This is a genomic window from Myxococcus sp. CA005, from assembly GCF_006518205.1.
Taxonomy (GTDB): domain Bacteria; phylum Myxococcota; class Myxococcia; order Myxococcales; family Myxococcaceae; genus Myxococcus; species Myxococcus xanthus.
Genome location: NZ_SRLV01000041.1, coordinates 55,078 through 72,224, shown reverse-complemented (window position 1 = coordinate 72,224; position 17,147 = coordinate 55,078). Strand labels below are relative to the sequence as shown.

Sequence of the window (17,147 nt, the reverse complement as noted above, 5' to 3'; positions counted from 1 at the left end):
CCCCACCCTCGCGGCTATAGCAGCCCGCATGCCCTCCTCTCCGGAGCCCTCCTCCCCCCAGCGGCCGTCCCTGGGCCGCTCCGCGGCGACGGGCCTGCTGGGCGGCTTCCTCCTGGGCGGCCTGGGCCTGCTCGCCGTGGGCCTGAGCAACAGCTTCGCCGCCCCGAGCTGCGATGGCCTCACCGGCCCCGAATGCCAGCTGTTGACGGACGCCACTCGGGAGGTCGGTCGCACCCAGTTGCTCGCCGGGGGCGCCCTCACCGCGCTCGCCGCCTCCCTCTTCGTCCTGTTCCGCCCGCGCCCTCCGGCCCCACCCGAGGGGCCCGAGCAGTCCTGAGCCCCGTCCGCAATCCTCCTGTCGTCCGATGAGTGGCCGGAGGCAGTCCTGGCGGGTTAGGTAGTTTGGCAGCCAAGTAAAGGCATTCTAATTATCTCTGGCCTAATCATTGGATTTGAGGGTAGGAGATGACCTTATGCAGCTCGAATCCTTGAAGATGTTCTGCGACGTGGTCGAGACAGGCTCATTCTCCCGCGCCGCGCAGCTCAACCACGTCACGCAATCCGCGGTGAGCCAGCAGATTCGCGCGCTGGAGAACCGGTACGAGCAGAAGCTGCTGTCGCGCAGCGCGCGCCAGGTGACGCCGACGCCGGCCGGGGAGCGGCTGTTCCGCGGGTGCAAGGAAATCCTCGCCCGCTTCGCCGAAGTGGAGCAGGAGATTCGTGAGCAGGCCACCGAGGTGGCGGGTACCACCACGGTCTCCACCATCTACTCGGTGGGGTTGCACGAGCTGAACTCGGTGCAGAAGCAACTGCTCAAGTCGCACCCCAAGGTGAACATGCGCCTGAACTACCGGCGCAACGACCAGGTGTACGACGACGTGATTCTGGGCGCGGCGGAGATTGGCATCGTCGCCTATCCGCAGCCCCGCGCGGGCGTGGACATCCTCCCCTTCCGCGACGACAAGCTGTCGGTCGTCTGTGCCCCCGACCACCCCTTCGCCACGAAGCAGAAGGTGAGCCTCACCGCGCTGTCGGGCGTGCCCTTCATCGCGTTCGACCGCGAGGCGCCCACGCGCAAGGCGCTGGACCGGCTCTTCCGCGAGAAGAGCATCGACATCAACCCGGTGATGGAGATGGACAACGTGGAGACCATCAAGCGGGCGGTGGAGATGGGCCTGGGCGTGGCCATCCTCCCCATGTCCACGGCGCAGGGCGAGGTGAAGGGCGGCTCCCTGGTCGCCAAGCCCTTCGCGGAGGGGCCGGTGTCGCGCCCCATTGGCCTGCTCATCCGCAAGGGCAAGTACCTGGACCGCGCGTCCGCCGCGGTGCTGGAGGCGTTCAAGGCCGCCTCCAACGTGCCGCCGCCCACCGAGAACGCCTGAGCGTCAGTAGAGCTTCCGGAGGCGCGCGGCGAAGAACCCGTCGAAGCCCTCCGGTCCCGGCAGCGTGCGCAGGTACGCCTGGGACATCGGCAGCTTGAGGCCGGGCAGCACGGGTGGCTCGGCCGTCCACTCCGGGTGGCTGCGCAGGAACATCTCCACCTGGTCCTGCCCCTCCTGCGGCTCCATGGTGCACACCGCGTACACGAGCAGCCCCCCGGGCGGCACCGCATCCTGGCAGTTCTCCAGGATGCGCCGCTGGAGCGTGGCCAGCCGGGAGATGTCCTCCTCCTTGCGGCGGTAGCGCAGCTCCGGGTGGCGGCGCAGCGTGCCCAGCCCCGAACACGGCGCATCCACCAGGAACGCGTGGAACTCTCCCCACTCCTCCGGGAAGGGCTCCGCGGCGTCGTGCGCGTAGGCCTTCAGGCGCGGCTGCAGGCCCAGGCGCCGGGCCTCCGCTTCAATCTTCCGCAGCTTGTGCGCGTGGAGATCCACCGCCACCACGTCATGTGACTGCGCCTGGTGGCAGGACTTGCCGCCCGGCGCGGCGCACGCGTCCAGCACGCGCGCCGTCTCCGGAATCGCCCCGTAGACGCCCACGAGCTGCGCGGCCTCGTCCTGCACCTGCCACAGGCCCTCCGCGTAGCCGTACACGTCCTCCACGCGGCCCACGGACGGCAGCGTGATGCCCACCGGCGACACGGTGGTCGCCTTCGCGTCCACGCCCATCTCCTGGAGTTGGGCGAGCAGCGCGTCGCGCGTCACCTTCGCGGTGTTGGCGCGCACCACCACCGCGGGCGCCTGGTTGTCGGCCACCAGCATGGCTTCGGCGCGCTCGCGGCCGAACTGGCGCAGCCAACGCTCCACCAGCCACTGGGGATGGCTCTCCCGCACCGACAGGTGCAATGCCACGTCGGACGCGGGCGGCAGCGGCGGCGCGGGCAGGGCCGCCAGCTTGCGGAGGATGGCGTTGGTGAAGCCCGCCGCGCGCGTCAGCCCCACTTCCTTCAGCGCCTGCACCGTCTCCGCCACCGCGGCGCGGGCCGGCACGCGGGTGTGGAATATCTGGTAGGCGCCGATGCGGAGGGCCGCCAGCACCTTGTCCTCCAGCGCGTCCAGCTTGCGGTCGGCGAAGCGGGTAATCGCGTAGTCCAGCGCGAGCTGCCGCCGGGTGGCGCCGTAGGTCAGCTCGGTGACGAGCGCCGCGTCGCGCGGGTCCTTCGGCGGCGACTCGGACAACTGCGTGTCCAATACGACGTTGAGGTAGGCATCCGTCGCGCGGACACGCGCGAGGACCTGGATGGCGAGTGCGCGGGCGTTCATCCTTCGTCGAGCCGGGTCAAGAGGTCCACGAGCTGCTCATCCGAGAGCCGCGTCGCGGGCAGGTTGGAGAGGGTGAGGCTCTGGAGGCTCTCCTCCAGCAGCTCACGGTGGCCATTCTCCGCCGGAGCGCCACGCTGCACCGCCTGATACTGGGAACGCGCCCAGGCGGCCAGCTCGGAGGCGGAGAGCCGGCCCGAAAGCCGGTCTGAAATCTTCTGGCGCACCAGCGCGCGCGTGAGCAGGTCCGCCGCGGGGGTGAGCCCCTTGCCGCCGCCGCGCCCCAGCGTCTTCGCCTGACGGGCCGCGCGCAGGTCCTCCACGGGCGCCAGCTTGCGGCCCAGCGTCTTCGTGGGCCCCGCCGTCTTCGCCGCGCGGGACAGGGACCTGGCCGTCTCCGACGAGCCCTCCTTGCGCGCGGCGCGCTCGAGCACGGTGATGGGGGTGACCTTCGCCCCCTTGGAGCTGCTCCCCTTCTTCTTCCCCAGGGCCTTCTTCGACTCCGGCTTCTCCGTCGTGAAGACGCCGCTGCCGAAGGTCTCCAGGGCCTGCAGGTAGGGCTCGAAGCCGGGCCCGCCGTGAATCTGGAGCACGCAGGCCTCCCCCACCACGGATTCGCGGGCCGGGGGCTTGAACAGCACCTCGATGGCGGGCAGCCCGGCGGCCTCCAGCCCCTCCTTCAGGCAATAGGAGCCGAACAGCCCGGCCGGGTTGATGATGATGCCGTCCAGCTCCTCCAACTCCGCGCCGAGCGTGTCCAGCAGGTCGCCCTCGTGGTTGGACTGCACCACCGTCAGCGCCTGCCCCAGCTCCTCCGCCCGCGCGTGCAGCGCCGCGTCCAGGTCCTCCAGCCGCCCCCCGGACGAGCCATCCCGCACGCCCAGCAGGTTCAGGTTGGGTCCGTGCAGTACCAGCAGTCTCATATGGCCATCACCCGTTCTCCCATCAGCCCGCGACGAAGGGCTGGCTGCCCGGCGCCAGCTTGTGCCCCTGCAGGAAGTCCGCGGCGCGCATCACCCGCTTGCCTTCTGGCTGGAGGTCCAGCAGCACCAGCGAGCCTTCGCCGCATGCCACCTCGATGCCGTCCGGGCCGGACGCCAGCACCGTGCCGGGAGCCCCACTACCACCCCTGGCCTGCGCGCGGTGGACCTTCAGCAGCTTTCCGCCCAGCGTGGTGAAGGCCCCGGGCCACGGCGTGAAGGCCCGCAGGCGCCGCTCCAGCTCCACCGCGGGCTTCGTGAAATCCAACCGGCCCTGGTCCTTCTCGATGATGGGGGCCAGCACCATGCCCTCGGAAGGCTGCGGCACCGGCTTCAGCTCCCCGCTCAGGTAGGCCGGCAGGAACTCGCGCAGCACCTCGCCGCCCAGCGCGGCCAGCTTCGGGTACAGCGACGCGCTCGTCTCGTCCGGGGCAATGGCCATGCGCTTCATCGCCAACACCGGACCGGTGTCCAATCCTTCATCCATCACCATCAGCGACACACCCGTCTCCGTGTCGCCGTGGGCAATGGCCCACTGGATGGGCGCGGCGCCCCGGAAGCGCGGCAGCAGCGAGCCGTGCACGTTGACGCAGCCGTGGGTGGGCAGCTCCAGCAAATCCTTGGGGAGGATGCGGCCATAGGCCGTCACCACGCAGACGTCGGGCGCGTACTGGCGCAGCTCCTCCGCGAAGGGCGGCGTACGCAGCTTGGTGGGCTGGAGCACGGGCACGCCGCGCGACAGGGCCAGCTCCTTCACCGGCGGCGCCGTCACCGTGTTGCCGCGGCCCTTCGGCTTGTCGGGTTGGGTGACGACGGCCACCACGTCTCCCAGTTCGAAGCAGGCGGCCAGTGAGGACACCGCGAACTCGGGGGTGCCCATGAAAACGATGCGGGGTCTGCTCATGGTGTTGCGCTTCTCCTGCGCCGGGCGACTCAGGCCACGGACTTGAAGGTGCTCCCGGTGGGAGTGTCCACCGCCTGACGTTTGCGCGTGTGCAGGGCGCTCAGGGTGCCCAGCGCCTCCAGGGCCTCGGGCGTGGTGGCCACCGGTCGCAGGGCCTCCAGCACGGTCTCCAGCGCGTAGGCCTCATCCGCCTCACGCTCCCGGATGCGCGTCACCGCTTCGGTGAAGCGGTCGAAGAACTGCTTGAGCTCGTCCCCGCGCCGCAGCGGCCGCATCCGGGGATAGCGGCCGGCCGCCAGCGCCGCCACATACAGGCTCATGACGTGGACGGGGCCCGCCACCCGGTGGGTGAAGACGAGGCCGAAGAGACCCATCGCCACCGCCGTGCCCAGCGCGCCCACCGCCGTCAGCCACAGCAGCGTCTGCCCGCCGTCCAGTCCCAGGGCCGTGGACGACACGTGGACGCGGTGCGCCAACAGTCCGAACACGAGGATGCTGCCGGCACCAATCCCCGCCAACAGCAGGATGTATTTGAGCTGGAAAGGCCGGTCCAGGATGTACGTCCGGCGGACGTGGCTCGGGCGCACCGTCTTTTGATTGCCATCGGACATGTCGTTGACCAGCGTACCCCAGGTGCCTGGGGCGGTTTGCTTCCTTCCTCGCGCGAGGTTTACACGGAAGACAGGACAACCTCGCAGACGCAATGGAGACCGCATGACCCGCTCTCTGACCGCGTTGTGTATTGCGCTCTCGTTCCTGATGTTGGCTGGGTGCAAGGGGGACCCAGCGACCCCGGAGTACTGGGAGTCAGGCATTCAGCAGAGCCGCAGAGCGGAGGACCGCATCCGCATGGTGGAGGCCATGCGTTCGTCCGGGAAGATGGACGAGCGTTTCCTGCCCATGCTCCACGGGCAGCTCGGCACCGAGCGCAAGCCGGAGGTGCGCGCCGCGCTGGCCCGCGCGTTGGGAGACTTGAAGCATGCCTCTTCGGTGGAGCCGCTGACGAAGGCCCTGGACCCGGCGGCGGGCGACATGCCCGCGCAGTTGGCGAACAAGGCCATTGTCGCGACGCTGGGGGCCATTGGTGACCGCCGCGCCATCCCCGCGCTGGTGCCGCTGCTGCGCGCGAAGGACAACTACACGCGCATCGAGGCGGTGCAGGTGCTGGGCGACATGAAGGCGAAGGAAGCGGTGGAGCCGCTCATCACCCTGGCCACGGACGACACCGTGGAGCCCTTCCTCAACAAGAAGGCCATTGAGGCCCTGGGTGACATCGGTGACGGCCGCGCGGCGCCCGCGCTGGTGCGGATGCTGACCAAGGAGCGCAAGGGCAAGTCCTTCTACGTGGAGAGCTCCTTCGCGCTGTACCAACTGGGCGCGCCCGCGGCGGACGCGCTGCTTCAGGCGTTGGAGGGCCAGGACGCGGACCTGCTGAAGTGGGCGCGGTCGAACGGCGTCAACCCGGCCAGCTACGCGATGAAGGCGGCGACGGTGCTGGGCGACCTGCGGGAGAAGCGGGCGGTGGCCACGCTGTTGAAGCAACTGGCCTTCACCAACACGGACCCGCAGATTCAGGCGCTGGTGCGGATGCAGGCCGCGGACGCGCTGGCGCGCATGCGCGCACAGGAGGCGGTGAAGCCACTGGCCGGGCTCGTGTCGGAGACGGACGCCACCGTGAGGGATTCCTACGTGAGCGCCCTGGTGCGCCTGGGCGGACGCGACGCACTGCCCGCGCTGGAGAAGGCCGCGGGCACCGGAGACTGGTACGCGCGCGAGTTGGCGGTGAAGGGCATCGCCATGCTGGGCGACGCGCGCGAGCTGCCCTTGTTGCAGAAGCTCGCCGCGGCCGAGCCGGCGCGGACGGCGGCGGACTGCAAGCAGGCGGAGGACGAAGGCTGCGATGACGCGGCCGCGCTGGGCAAGCAGCGCGCGGACCAGATTGCGGGCCAGTCCAAGCTGCTGGAGGCCGCGCAGGCGTGCGGGGGCAACGCGGGCTGCTGGGTGCAGCGCATGGAGAAGGCGGAGCCGCGAATGCTGGAGCGCGCGGCGCTGGAGGTCGGCCGTTCGGGCGCGGCCGAGCACGCGGGCGCGCTGGCCTCGCGACTGGGAGAGCGCGACACCGAGGCCCGTCTCGCGCTCGTCCTCGCGGTGGGCTGGCTGGTGGAAGGCTCGCAGGACGTCGCGAAGAAGCTGCGCGAGGCCTCCCTGCCCACGATGCGAAAGCAGCTCGCGGACGAGCAGGGCAACACCCGGTTCGTCAGCGTCAACGAGGACCTGCGGCGCCTGGTGACGACGCTCGACCGGCCCTGACGCCCTCCTTGAGCCGCAGCGGCGGGACACGCTCCGCCGCGTGGTGCAGCACGGTGAGCTGTCGCACGAGCCGCTCCACGTGCGCGCGCGACAGCGCATCCGCCCCACCCGCCGGAACCGTGGCGGGCATGGGCGCGGGCCGGCGTTGCTGCTCCATGGCCGCCGCCAGTTCGTCCAACACGCCCCCGGCGAAGCGCACCACCTCGGAGAGTTCCCGGGGGGACGCCGGGTCCGCGCGACTGGCGGCCAGCGTCGTCACCGCCGACGTGAAGCGCCGCGCGTAGACCAGCAGCGCCATCACCGGCTCCAGGTCCTTGGCGGGCCCGGTCCACTCACTCAGCAGCCGCTGGAAGGACGCCTCCGCCGCCAGCAGCGCCAGGCCTATCTTCCGCCGGGCCTCGCGCACCGCGGGCTCCGAGTCCGAGTGCGCGGCGGCCACCGCCATCAGGTATTCGCGGTCCGCGCGCAACGCGAAGGCCACCTGCTCCGGCAGACGCAGGTGCTCCGGGCTGGGCCACAAGAGCCGCGTCACCGTCAGCGCAATCAGCCCTCCCAGCAGCGTGTTGACGATGCGCACCCCGGCCAGCTCCCAGTCCCCGCTCTGGAGTTCCGCCAGCAGCACCAGGGCCGGAGTCAGCAGCACCTGGAACGCGGACAGGCTGAGCGGCTGGATGCTCATCGCCACCGCGAACAGCCCCCCGATGGCCAGCAGGATGATGGCCGGGTCCCTCACCAACGCCACCAGACCCGCGGCCAGCGCCGCGCCCAGCAGCGTGCCCGCGATGCGCTGCAGGCTCCGCTGGAACGTGAGGCCTGCGTAGGGCTGCAGGACGACGGTGACGGTGATGATGACCCAGTAGCCGTGATTCAATCCCAGCGCCCCCACGAGCGCGGTGGCCAGCGCGGCCGCGACGCCCAGCCGCAGCGCGTGACGGAAGATGACGGAGCGGACGTTGAGATTCTCCCGCAGCGGCTCCAGGAGGGCCTGCCGCGGCGCCGCCTCCACCCGCCGCGCGGGCAGCGCCAGGGCGTCCGGCACGGGCGCGCGGCCCTCCAGCCGCGCCGCCACCTCCACCGTCGCGTGGGAATAGTCCCGCAGGCGGTCCAGCAGCGTGTGCACGTATTGATAGCCGGCGCGCACCGGCTCCGGCACGCCGCCCGCCGTGTCCAGCGCATCCAGGGCCCGCTTCACCCGCTCGGCGTTCCAGACCGACTGGGCGCTCACCTCCGTCCCCTTCTCCAGAGCAAACCGGACGCGGCGCAGGTCCGCGGTCAGCTCCGCCAGCGCGCGCTGCACCTCCGCTCGGAGCGCGTGATAGCGGGGCTCGGCGGGCGCCACCTCCAGCATCTCCGTCAGCGCGATGAGCGTCACCATCATCGAATCCGCGCCTTCGACCAGCACCAGCAGCTGTTCGCCCCGGCCGCTCTCCCCCGCCCGGCCCATGCGCGTGGAGGCCAGCACGGTGCGCGCTTGTTCGATGAGCTGACGCATGCGGGCCTGCCAGGGCGCCTCCGGCAGGACACCCGCGGCGGCGGACGCCCCCCCTTCGAGCGGCCAGCGCCCCACCTCTTCCGCATGGTCCGCCAGCGCGTCGTAACACCGCGCGATGGCCAGGCGCGCGGGCCGGTAGGGCACCAGCGGCCACAGCATCAGCGCGAGGAACATGGCCCACGCGCCGCCCACCAGGAACAAGCCGGAGCGCAGCAATGCGTCAGCCACGTCGTTGGCGGGAAGCGCGAGCGACACCACGAAGTAGTTGGCGAGCACCACGCCCATCAACCCGGGCGTGTCCCCATACGAGCGGGCGAAGCCACACGCCGTCACCCAGAACAGCGTGGCGATGACGGCGGCCCACGCGGGCAGGTGCAGCGCCGCGGCCAGGCCCACCACGGAGCCCAGGAGCGTCATGGCGCCCATGGTGAGCGCGCGGTCCCAGTAGGGCCCGCCCCGGTCCACCAGGGCAACGAAGAGCGCGGCCATACCGACCCACGTGGCCGCGGGAAGGTGCAGCAGGGCCGCGACGGCCATGGGCCCACCCACCGCAAGCGCGGCGCGGACCCCGGCGCCATACGCGGGACGGCCCGGCTCCACGCGGAGGAAGGCCTGGAGGTGATGACGGAGCGGACTCATCGCGCGAGCAATTCCAAACCACTCCGTCCTATGTCACAGGTCCGCGCGCGCATCGACGCTTCCATGGAGCCACCCCACGAAGGTGGTGTCCAGGCGTGAACGCGGCCGGGCCCGTTCCACCGGATGGATGGAGGGCGAGCGGCCAGGGGCCCGCGTCAGCCGGCCTCTCGCTCCGGGCCCACGCCCTCGAAGTCCTCCTCGGCGGGCGCGGCCTCCTGGAAGGCGCTGGGCAGCAGGCTGAAGGGCAGCACCTTCCCCAACGCCGCGAGCAGCAGGATGCCGCCGGGCGCCGCGAAGATGGCCAGCGCGGGAATCGCCTTGGCCACATCGACGAGTTGCGCGCGCATGCGCCGGCGCTCGTCGCCCGTGAGCGCCTGACGCCGGGCCGCCTTCGTCAGCAGCACCGCCAGGTCGCCCGTCTCGCGGACCTCCTGCATCAGCCGGTAGAAGTTCTTCTCCAGCGCCTCCTGGATGCCGGCCACCAGGTCCTCGCCCATGGCGCCCGCGGCGTCCGACACGGTGAAGACGTCCACGATGGCGCGGTGGCGGGCGTAGAACTCCGCCATCTCCAGCTCCAGCCGGTGCAGCTCCGCGTCCGGGACCTGGAGCGCCTGCGCCAGCTCGCGGATGAAGACGCGCTCACGCCGCGTCTTGCGGCCATCCACCAGCGCCGCCAGCAACGTCTGCTCCAGCAGGAAGTGGCGCACGTCCACGCTGCGCACCTGGCGCACCACGTCCTGCACCGGGCGGCGGCGGGCGAAGGACTGCTTCACCGCGGCCTTGAGCTCGGACGTCATCGCCGCCGGCAGCCGCAGGGACTCCACCTGCCGCAGGATGGCGCGGCGCGCGGGCAGGCCCGGCACCCGGTCCACACACGCAAGCCCCGTCAGCACATCCACCAGCAGCGCCTTCTGCCGCGCCGCGAAGTCCAGCCGCCGCTGCGCCCGCTCGCGGTGCAGCGTGCCGCGCGAGAAGTAGTCGATGGCCTGCCGGCAGAACAGCTGCGCGTCCGCGTACTGCGCGCCGTTGTGCAACACCAGCCCGTAGACCGGGTCCCCCGCCAGCACGGGCGAGCGCTTCACCAGCGACGCTTCCACCTTCGCCGTCAGCCGCCGGGACACCGGACGCCCCGAGGCAATCGCCGCGTCCACCGCCTCCGCCAGCTCCAGCTCTCCGGTGAGCACCGCGAACAGGACCAGGAGATGCTCGGTGCGAACGGCCGCTGGAGCCCCCACGAGCCGGCCCAATTCCAGCGCCATCAGCGCCAGGGTCCGCACCACGGCGCGGAAGAGCTGGTCCTCCAGCACGCGCGCCTGGAGCTCGGTGGGCTGCGCCACGTCCGCCGCGGAGGGTGCGTCCGCGGGCGTGCCGTACAGCAGGCCACTGGCGCGCAGCGTCCGCCGCAGGTACGCGCGAGCCCGGGCCCGCCCGGAGCCCAGCGGCGGCGCGGACGGAGCCGGCGCGCCCGCCTCGAAGGCGACCGTCTCCGTCAGGAGTGGCAAGAGCCACCCCGCCTTGGTGAAGTCCAACACCGGAACACCCCTGGAGCGCCAGGCAAGGCCCATGCGCGGCGCGAGGACCGGGATGTAACCCAGGGGCATTCTGGTTTCCACTCGGCCACGGGACAGGGTCAAGGCCCGGAAGTCAGCGGGCGTAGAACCGCCACTTCTACCGGACCCAACCATCCGCGCCCGGTGCCTACAGCGCGGTCGTCGCGCCGGGCTCCGGGACCACCACCTTGGCCGTATTGCGCAGCTTCTTCAGCTCGCCGGTCAGCGCGTCCGGGGTGCCCTGAAGCAGCGGGAAGGTGCCGTAGTGCATGGGAATCACGCTCTTGACCTTCAGGAGCCGCACCGCCTGGGCCGCCTCCGCGGGGCCCATGGTGAAGTGGCCGCCAATGGGGAGCAGGGCCACGGAGGGCTTGAACTGGGTGGCGATGAGCGACATGCCCTCGAAGGGTCCGGTGTCACCCGCGTGGTACAGCGTAGGCCCCTTGTCGATTTCCAGCACGTAGCCCACGGGCGCGCCCGCGTACTGCGCCGGCGACTTCGGGTCCGCGGCGTAGCTGCTGGAGTGAACCGCCTCTACCAGGTGGAACGTGACGTCCTTCACCTGGAAGGTGCCGCCCGCGTTGGCGCCCACGGACTGGGCCTCCGGGAGCCCCAGCAGGTTGATGAGCTCGAAGGAGCCATAGACCTTGGCGCCCGTCTTCTCGGCCAGCGCCTTGGCCTCGCCCACGTGGTCGAAATGGCCGTGGGTGAGGAGGATGGCGTCCAGCGCCTCCGGCTGCGCGGCGCCCTTCGGGGCCTTGGGGTTGGAGAGCCAGGGGTCGATGGCAATCACCGCGCCGCCTGGGCTGCGAATCACGAAGGCCGCGTGCCCCCACCACGTCACCTCCGTCTTGCCGCGGGTGGCCGCCGCCGGGGCCTTGGTGGCCGCGACCTTGCCGGGCGCCGGGGTGCCCTGCGCCGCTGCCGTTCCGCCGAAGGCCATTGCCGCGCCCGCCACCACTGCCATGAGCTTCGTCCGCATATCCATCCACTCCTGCTTTCGAGGTGAAGACCTGCCGCCACCGTGGTGACACGCCCCCCACGGCCGGATTGCCACCTGACACTGACCGGGCGGCCATTCAAGGGCCCGCCATGGATGCCCAAGTGCACGCCGCGTCTCAAGCTCGATTCGGCTGTCGATACGACGGGGGGCGTGCGCTAACGTCGGCGGTACGTGGACCACCGATTTCAAGTCAGCCTCCGCGGGGTCATCGACCTCCTGTCACATCACCTGTACAGCTCCCCGGGCGTCTACGTACGCGAGCTGCTCCAGAACGCGACCGATGCCATCCGCGCCCGCCAGCTCCTGGAGCCCGGCCACGCGGGCACCGTCCGGCTGGAGCTGATGGAGAAGCAGGACGGCAGCCCGCCCACCCTGCTCTTCACCGACGACGGCGTGGGGCTGACCGAGGACGAAATCCACCGCTTCCTGGCCACCATCGGTGAGTCCTCCAAGCGCGAGGCCCTGGAGGCCCGCCGCAACGACTTCATCGGCCAGTTCGGTATCGGCCTGCTGTCCTGCTTCATGGTGTGCGACGAGCTGCTGGTGGTGACGCGCTCGGCACGCGGCGACGGGCGCACGTTGGAGTGGCGGGGCCGGCATGACGGCACGTACGCCGTGCGGCCCTCCGAGCACCCGCTCGCCCAGCCCGGCACCCAGGTGTTCCTGGTGGCCCGCCCGGACATGGCGCATTGGTTCACCGCCACGCGGCTGCGAAACCTCGCCAGCCACTACGGCGGCCTGCTGCCCTTTCCCATCCACCTCACCACGGACCAGGGCACCGAGCGGCTGGACACCTCCGGCGCCCCCTGGCGCCGCGAGTACGACAGCGCCTCGGAGCGGCGCAAGGCGCTGCTCGCCTACGGGCGCGAGCTGTTCGACACGGACTTCGTCGACTGCATCCCCCTGCGCTCCACCGCGGGAGACGTGGACGGGGTGGCCTACGTGCTGCCCGCGTCGCCGCACTTCAACTCACGCCAGAAGCACCGCGTGTACCTCAAGCACATGCTGCTGTCGGAGAGCGCGGAGAACCTGCTGCCGGAGTGGGCCTTCTTCGTGAAGTGCGTGGTGAACGCCAACGCGCTGCGGCCCACCGCCAGCCGGGAGTCCTTCTACGAGGACGACGCGCTCGCCGCGGCGCGCGAGTCCCTGGGGCAGTCCCTGCGCGGCTACCTGATGGAGCTGGCGCGTGAGGACCCACGCGCGCTCCAGCGGCTGATTGCCCTGCACGGGCTGAGCGTGAAGGCGCTGGCGCTGGATGACGATGACTTCTACCGCCTCATCATCCACTGGCTGCCCTTCGAGACGTCGATGGGGATGATGACGCTGGCGGACTACCGGCGCGCGCACCCCGTGGTGCGCTACACGTCCACGTTGGACGGCTTCCGGCAGATTGCCCAGGTGGCCGGTGCCCAAGGCCTGTGCATCATCAACGCGGCGTACACGCACGACACGTCGCTGCTGGAGAAGCTGCCGCACGCGGTGCCGGACGTGCAGGTGGAGCCCTTCTCCTCCGCGGACCTGCCGCAGAGCTTCGATGAGCTCACCCTGGACGAGCGCGAGGCCACCTTCCCGCTGCTGCGCATGGCGGAGAACGTGCTGGCGCCGTTCCGCTGCGGCGCGGTGGTGAAGAAGTTCTACCCGGCGGAAGTGCCCACGCTCTACAGCTCGGACGCGGAGGGCGCGTTCCGGCGCGACGCCGAGCGGGCTCGCGAGGAGTCGGATGACCTATACGCCGGCGTGCTGGACAGCGTCATGGCGGCCTCGGGCAGCGAGCCGGCGCAGTTGTGCTTCAACCTCCACAACCCGGTGGTGCGGCGGCTGGCCGCCGTGGCGGACCGGGACATGCTGAAGCTGTCGGTGGAGATGCTCTACGTGCAAGCACTGCTCTTGGGACACCATCCGTTGAACGCACAGGAGATGGTCCTGCTGAACCAGGGCCTGTTGGGCCTCATCTCCGCACAACTGGGCGGGGATGGCGGGCGCGGCGGCGAAGGCAGCGGCGGCGCGGGTCCCCGGGGGCTGCACTGATGAGTGGTGACTGGCGCGAGCAGGTGGAGTCGCTCTTCGCTCAGGCGGACGGCCTGGCTGAAGGCGAGAGCAAGGTGCGGCTCCTGGAAGAGGCGGTGCGCCTGGCGGACACGCACAAGGACGTGGGCATGGGCTACCGGATGCGAGATGCCCTCATCGACGCGGCGACCTTCGGCGGCTTCCCGGACAAGGCGCTGGTGGCCTTCGCGTGGTGCCGGGGACAGCAGAAGAAGGACCCGAAGCGCTTCGACCCGGAGGAGATGTTCTGGAAGCAGAAGTGGGTGGTGGGGCGCATCAAGGAGTTCCCTCACATCACCCGCAAGCAGATTCTGGACGCGCTGGACGACGTGGAGCAGTGCTTCAGGGCCACGGACTCCGGGGTGCGCGCGGTGCTGAAGATGCGCTACCAGGCCGCGCGGGAGATGGGTGACGCCGCCGAGGAAGTGGAGCGGCTGTGGAACGCGTGGCTGGAGACGCGCCGCGACCACCTCACCGACTGCCGCGTGTGCGAGCTGGACGACGAACTGGACCACCACGCCGACAAGGGCGAATGGCAGCAGGTGCTGCGCAAGGCGAAGCCCATCCTGGACGGCCGCAAGTCCTGCGCGGAGATTCCCCACCTGACGCTGGGCACGGTGCTCTACCCGCTGTTCAAGCTGGGTGAGCTGGAGCACGCGCGCGAAATCCACCGCCGCGGCTACGCCATGGTGACGAAGAACCGCGAGTTCCTCTCCACCGTGGGCGAGCACATGGAGTTCCTCGCCCTGACGGACAACCTGGCGCGCGGGCTGACGCTGCTGGAGAAGCACCTGGGCTGGGCGCTGGACCACCCGAGCTACCGGGACCGCTTCACCTTCTACGCCGCCGCCGCCTTCCTGCTGGAGCGGGTGCTGGCCGCGGGAGACAGGGACGTGGTGAGCCTGCGGCTGCCCAAGACGTTCCCCAATCACCAGGCGGATGGCGGCTACGACGTCCGGGCCCTGCATGCCTGGACGCTGGGGCAGGCCCGGGACATCGCGAACCGCTTCGACACACGCAACGGGACGGACCGGTTCGCGAAGCTGCTGGCGCGCAACCAGGTGCTCGCGGGGGAAGTCCGTCCCTTCCCCATCGACGCGAAGTGAGGCGACGCCCCGTCAGCGCTTGAGCTTGCTGAACGGGTTGTTGAACGGCTCCGGGCCTTTCTTCTCACCGGGCCCCGAAGCCGGCTTCGGCCCCGGGCCGGAGGCAGGCCGGGCGCCCTGACGAGGCCCGCCGCTTCCGCCACCGCGCTCCGTCATGCGGCTCGGTCCCGTGGCCCCGCCGACGGGGGGACGGCCCGACGGCTGCGGCGCTCCACCCTCCTGCACCGCGCGCACGGAGAGCGCCAGCCGCTTGCGCGCCAGGTCCACGGTGAGCACGCGCACCGTCAGCCGGTCGCCCACCTTCACCACTTCGGAGGGGTCCTTCACGAAGCGCGTGGAGATTTGCGACACGTGGACGAGGCCGTCCTGGTGCACGCCCACGTCCACGAAGGCGCCGAACGCGGTGACGTTCGTCACCACGCCCTGGAGCACCATGCCCTCCTTCACGTCCTCCAGCGAGCGCAGGTCCTCGCGGTGCTGGGGCGCGGTGAAGTCGCCGCGCGGGTCGCGGCTGGGCTTCTCCAGCTCCGCCAGGATGTCCTTGAGCGTCATCTCGCCCAGGTCCGGGCCCAGGTAGCGCTTCAGGTCAATCTTGCGGACCAGCTCGGCATTGCCCACCAGCGCGCTCACGGCCACGCCCAAATCCTTGGCCATGCGCTCCACGACGCCGTAGCGCTCCGGATGGACGGCGCTGGCGTCCAGCGGCTCCGTCCCACGCACGCGCAGGAAGCCCGCCGCCTGTTCGAACGTCTTGGGCCCCAGGCCACTCACCTTCAGCAGCTCGCGCCGCGTGGTGAAGCGGCCCTTCGACGCGCGGTGCGCCACCAGCTTCTTCGCCAGGGACGGCCCCACGCCGGACACGTGCTCCAACAACTGCGGAGACGCGGTGTTGACGTCCACGCCCACCGCGTTGACGCACGAGTCCACCACCTCACCCAGCTTCTTCTTGAGCAGCCCCTGGTCCACGTCGTGCTGGTACTGCCCCACGCCGATGCTCTTGGGGTCGATCTTCACCAGCTCCGCCAGCGGGTCCTGGAGGCGCCGGCCAATGGACACCGCGCCGCGCAGGCTGACGTCCAGGTCCGGGAACTCGTCGCGGGCCACCTCGGAGGCGGAGTAGATGGACGCGCCCTGCTCGCTCACCGACACCACGGGGACCTGCGAACCCATCGCCTTCAGCGTGTCGCGCACGAAGACTTCCGCCTCGCGGCTGCCCGTGCCGTTGCCCACGGCGACGAGCTCCGGCTTGTGCTTCTGCACCACCGCGGCCAGCAGCTTCGCCGCGCGGGCGCGCTCGTCCGCTCCGCGCTCCGAGTAGAGCGTCAGCGTCTCCACCACCTTGCCGGTGACGTCCATCATCGCCAGCTTGGTGCCCGTGCGAAGGCCCGGGTCCAGGGCCAGCACCGCGCGGGCGCCCGCGGGCGGCGTGAGCAGCAGGTGGCGCAGGTTCTCCCCGAAGACGCCAATGGCCTGCCGGTCCGCGCGCTCCTTCAGCTCCGAGCGCAGCTCCGCCTCCAGCGACGGCCCCATCAGCCGGTCCCAGCTGTCCTCCACGGCGGCGCGCAGCTCCTGTGAGAAGATGGACTGCGGCTTCGTCACCACGCGCCCGGCCAGCAGGCCCTTCACCTCGTCATCGGGCAGGGAGAGCTTCACCTTCAGCACGCCCTCTTCCTCGCCGCGCAGCAGTGCCAGCACGCGGTGCGAGGGGGCCTGGGACAGGGGCTCCTCGTGGCCATAGTAGTTCTCGAACTTGGTCGTCTCGCCCTTCTTCGCGGGCACCACGTTCGAACACAGCGTGCCCCGGCGCGCGCTCACCTCGCGGGCCTCGCGGCGCAGGCCGGCGTCCTCGGCCACGCGCTCGGCGCAGATGTCGCGCGCGCCCGCGAGCGCCGCGGCCTGGTCCGGTACGTCCTTCTCCGGGTTGACGTAGGGGCGCACGCGCGCGGCCACGTCCTCGCCGCGACGACCGTCCTGCTTCCACACCAGGTCCGCCAGCGGCTCCAGCCCGCGCTCCCGGGCAATGGCGGCGCGCGTGCGGCGCTTGGGCTTGTAAGGAAGGTAGAGGTCCTCCAGCTCCGTGCGCGCCCTGGCGGCCTTGAGCGCCTTCGCGAGCTCCGGCGTCAGCTTCCCCTGCTCCTCGATGGAGCGGAGGATGGTGTCGCGCCGGGAGTCCAGCTCGGCGCGCTCGGTGGCCCGGTCGAAGAGGGTTTGAATCTGGACCTCGTCCAGGCCGCCCGTGACTTCCTTGCGGTAGCGCGCGATGAAAGGGACTGTGGCTCCGTCCTCTTGCAGCGCGAGGGTCCGGTCCACCTGCTCGGGCCTGAGGCCCAGCTCCTGGGAAAGCTCAGCGGCGTAGGGATGCATGACGCCGCTTCTATAACCCGGGCCCCCCACTGCTCCCAGAGACCGGTCGTCCGA

General features: G+C 70.8%; 13 protein-coding genes. 5 read left to right on the top strand and 8 right to left on the bottom strand.

Annotated elements, in window-relative coordinates; genetic code table 11:
- Together FMQ63_RS19460 and FMQ63_RS19455 are read left to right on the top strand one after the other, a co-directional pair.
- Positions 1-337: hypothetical protein (locus tag FMQ63_RS19460; RefSeq protein WP_368667210.1), on the top strand; the 337-nt coding region annotated here is incomplete at its 5' end.
- Between the two features lie 136 nt (positions 338-473).
- Positions 474-1,382 carry a LysR family transcriptional regulator gene (locus FMQ63_RS19455; protein WP_011551519.1) on the top strand — a complete coding sequence of 303 codons (909 nt, stop codon included), beginning with the start codon at positions 474-476 and terminating at the stop codon, positions 1,380-1,382.
- Positions 1,383-1,385: 3 nt separating this feature from the next.
- Here FMQ63_RS19455 and rsmB read toward each other — a convergent pair whose 3' ends face one another.
- Genes rsmB through FMQ63_RS19435 form a run of 4 tightly spaced genes read right to left on the bottom strand, consistent with a single transcriptional unit; the run spans position 1,386 to position 5,194 of the window.
- Positions 1,386-2,702 carry a 16S rRNA (cytosine(967)-C(5))-methyltransferase RsmB gene (rsmB, locus tag FMQ63_RS19450; RefSeq protein WP_011551518.1) on the bottom strand — a complete coding sequence of 439 codons (1,317 nt, stop codon included), beginning with the start codon at positions 2,700-2,702 and terminating at the stop codon, positions 1,386-1,388.
- The gene (locus FMQ63_RS19445) at positions 2,699-3,622 is read right to left on the bottom strand and encodes a type II 3-dehydroquinate dehydratase (protein WP_011551517.1); all 924 of its coding nucleotides are present in this window, start codon (positions 3,620-3,622) and stop codon (positions 2,699-2,701) included. The genes rsmB and FMQ63_RS19445 overlap by 4 nt, the downstream gene beginning before the upstream one ends.
- Positions 3,623-3,644: 22 nt before the next feature.
- Entirely contained in the window at positions 3,645-4,583 is a 939-nt protein-coding gene (fmt, locus tag FMQ63_RS19440; protein ID WP_011551516.1) for a methionyl-tRNA formyltransferase, read from the bottom strand.
- A 29-nt stretch (positions 4,584-4,612) separates the two neighbouring features.
- Positions 4,613-5,194: a HAMP domain-containing protein gene (locus FMQ63_RS19435; RefSeq protein ID WP_043611740.1), complete on the bottom strand. Its 582-nt coding sequence runs from the start codon at positions 5,192-5,194 to the stop codon at positions 4,613-4,615.
- A 103-nt stretch (positions 5,195-5,297) separates the two neighbouring features.
- On the opposite strand from FMQ63_RS19435, the gene FMQ63_RS19430 reads away from it, so the two are divergent.
- A complete protein-coding gene (locus FMQ63_RS19430; RefSeq protein ID WP_011551514.1) occupies positions 5,298-6,893 on the top strand; it encodes a HEAT repeat domain-containing protein in 1,596 nt (531 codons plus the stop codon).
- Here FMQ63_RS19430 and FMQ63_RS38580 read toward each other — a convergent pair.
- The 3 genes from FMQ63_RS38580 to FMQ63_RS19415 form a co-directional block, all read right to left on the bottom strand.
- On the bottom strand, positions 6,847-9,024 hold the full coding sequence (locus FMQ63_RS38580) for an FUSC family protein (protein ID WP_011551513.1): 2,178 nt from the start codon (positions 9,022-9,024) through the stop codon (positions 6,847-6,849). The genes FMQ63_RS19430 and FMQ63_RS38580 overlap by 47 nt on opposite strands.
- Positions 9,025-9,179: 155 nt before the next feature.
- Positions 9,180-10,625 carry an LETM1 domain-containing protein gene (locus tag FMQ63_RS19420; protein ID WP_225909782.1) on the bottom strand — a complete coding sequence of 482 codons (1,446 nt, stop codon included), beginning with the start codon at positions 10,623-10,625 and terminating at the stop codon, positions 9,180-9,182.
- Between the two features lie 97 nt (positions 10,626-10,722).
- Positions 10,723-11,562: a metal-dependent hydrolase gene (locus FMQ63_RS19415; RefSeq protein ID WP_011551511.1), complete on the bottom strand. Its 840-nt coding sequence runs from the start codon at positions 11,560-11,562 to the stop codon at positions 10,723-10,725.
- Between the two features lie 186 nt (positions 11,563-11,748).
- On the opposite strand from FMQ63_RS19415, the gene FMQ63_RS19410 reads away from it, so the two are divergent.
- Both FMQ63_RS19410 and FMQ63_RS19405 read left to right on the top strand, forming a co-directional pair.
- The gene (locus FMQ63_RS19410) at positions 11,749-13,605 is read left to right on the top strand and encodes an HSP90 family protein (protein WP_011551510.1); all 1,857 of its coding nucleotides are present in this window, start codon (positions 11,749-11,751) and stop codon (positions 13,603-13,605) included.
- Entirely contained in the window at positions 13,605-14,729 is a 1,125-nt protein-coding gene (locus FMQ63_RS19405) for a hypothetical protein (protein ID WP_011551509.1), read from the top strand. The genes FMQ63_RS19410 and FMQ63_RS19405 overlap by 1 nt, the downstream gene beginning before the upstream one ends.
- Before the next feature lie 12 nt (positions 14,730-14,741).
- Here FMQ63_RS19405 and FMQ63_RS19400 read toward each other — a convergent pair whose 3' ends face one another.
- A complete protein-coding gene (locus FMQ63_RS19400) occupies positions 14,742-17,093 on the bottom strand; it encodes a Tex family protein (RefSeq protein WP_011551508.1) in 2,352 nt (783 codons plus the stop codon).
- Positions 17,094-17,147: the final 54 nt, after the last annotated feature.

Coding starts and splice junctions, on each gene's coding strand:
- FMQ63_RS19400 (WP_011551508.1), bottom strand. CDS start 17,093: ATGCATCCCTACGCCGCTGAGCTTTCCCAGGAGCTGGGCCTCAGGCCC.
- fmt (WP_011551516.1), bottom strand. CDS start 4,583: ATGAGCAGACCCCGCATCGTTTTCATGGGCACCCCCGAGTTCGCGGTG.
- FMQ63_RS19420 (WP_225909782.1), bottom strand. CDS start 10,625: ATGCCCCTGGGTTACATCCCGGTCCTCGCGCCGCGCATGGGCCTTGCC.
- FMQ63_RS19445 (WP_011551517.1), bottom strand. CDS start 3,622: ATGAGACTGCTGGTACTGCACGGACCCAACCTGAACCTGCTGGGCGTG.
- FMQ63_RS19455 (WP_011551519.1), top strand. CDS start 474: ATGCAGCTCGAATCCTTGAAGATGTTCTGCGACGTGGTCGAGACAGGC.
- FMQ63_RS19430 (WP_011551514.1), top strand. CDS start 5,298: ATGACCCGCTCTCTGACCGCGTTGTGTATTGCGCTCTCGTTCCTGATG.
- FMQ63_RS19415 (WP_011551511.1), bottom strand. CDS start 11,562: ATGGATATGCGGACGAAGCTCATGGCAGTGGTGGCGGGCGCGGCAATG.
- FMQ63_RS19435 (WP_043611740.1), bottom strand. CDS start 5,194: ATGTCCGATGGCAATCAAAAGACGGTGCGCCCGAGCCACGTCCGCCGG.
- FMQ63_RS38580 (WP_011551513.1), bottom strand. CDS start 9,024: ATGAGTCCGCTCCGTCATCACCTCCAGGCCTTCCTCCGCGTGGAGCCG.
- FMQ63_RS19405 (WP_011551509.1), top strand. CDS start 13,605: ATGAGTGGTGACTGGCGCGAGCAGGTGGAGTCGCTCTTCGCTCAGGCG.
- rsmB (WP_011551518.1), bottom strand. CDS start 2,702: ATGAACGCCCGCGCACTCGCCATCCAGGTCCTCGCGCGTGTCCGCGCG.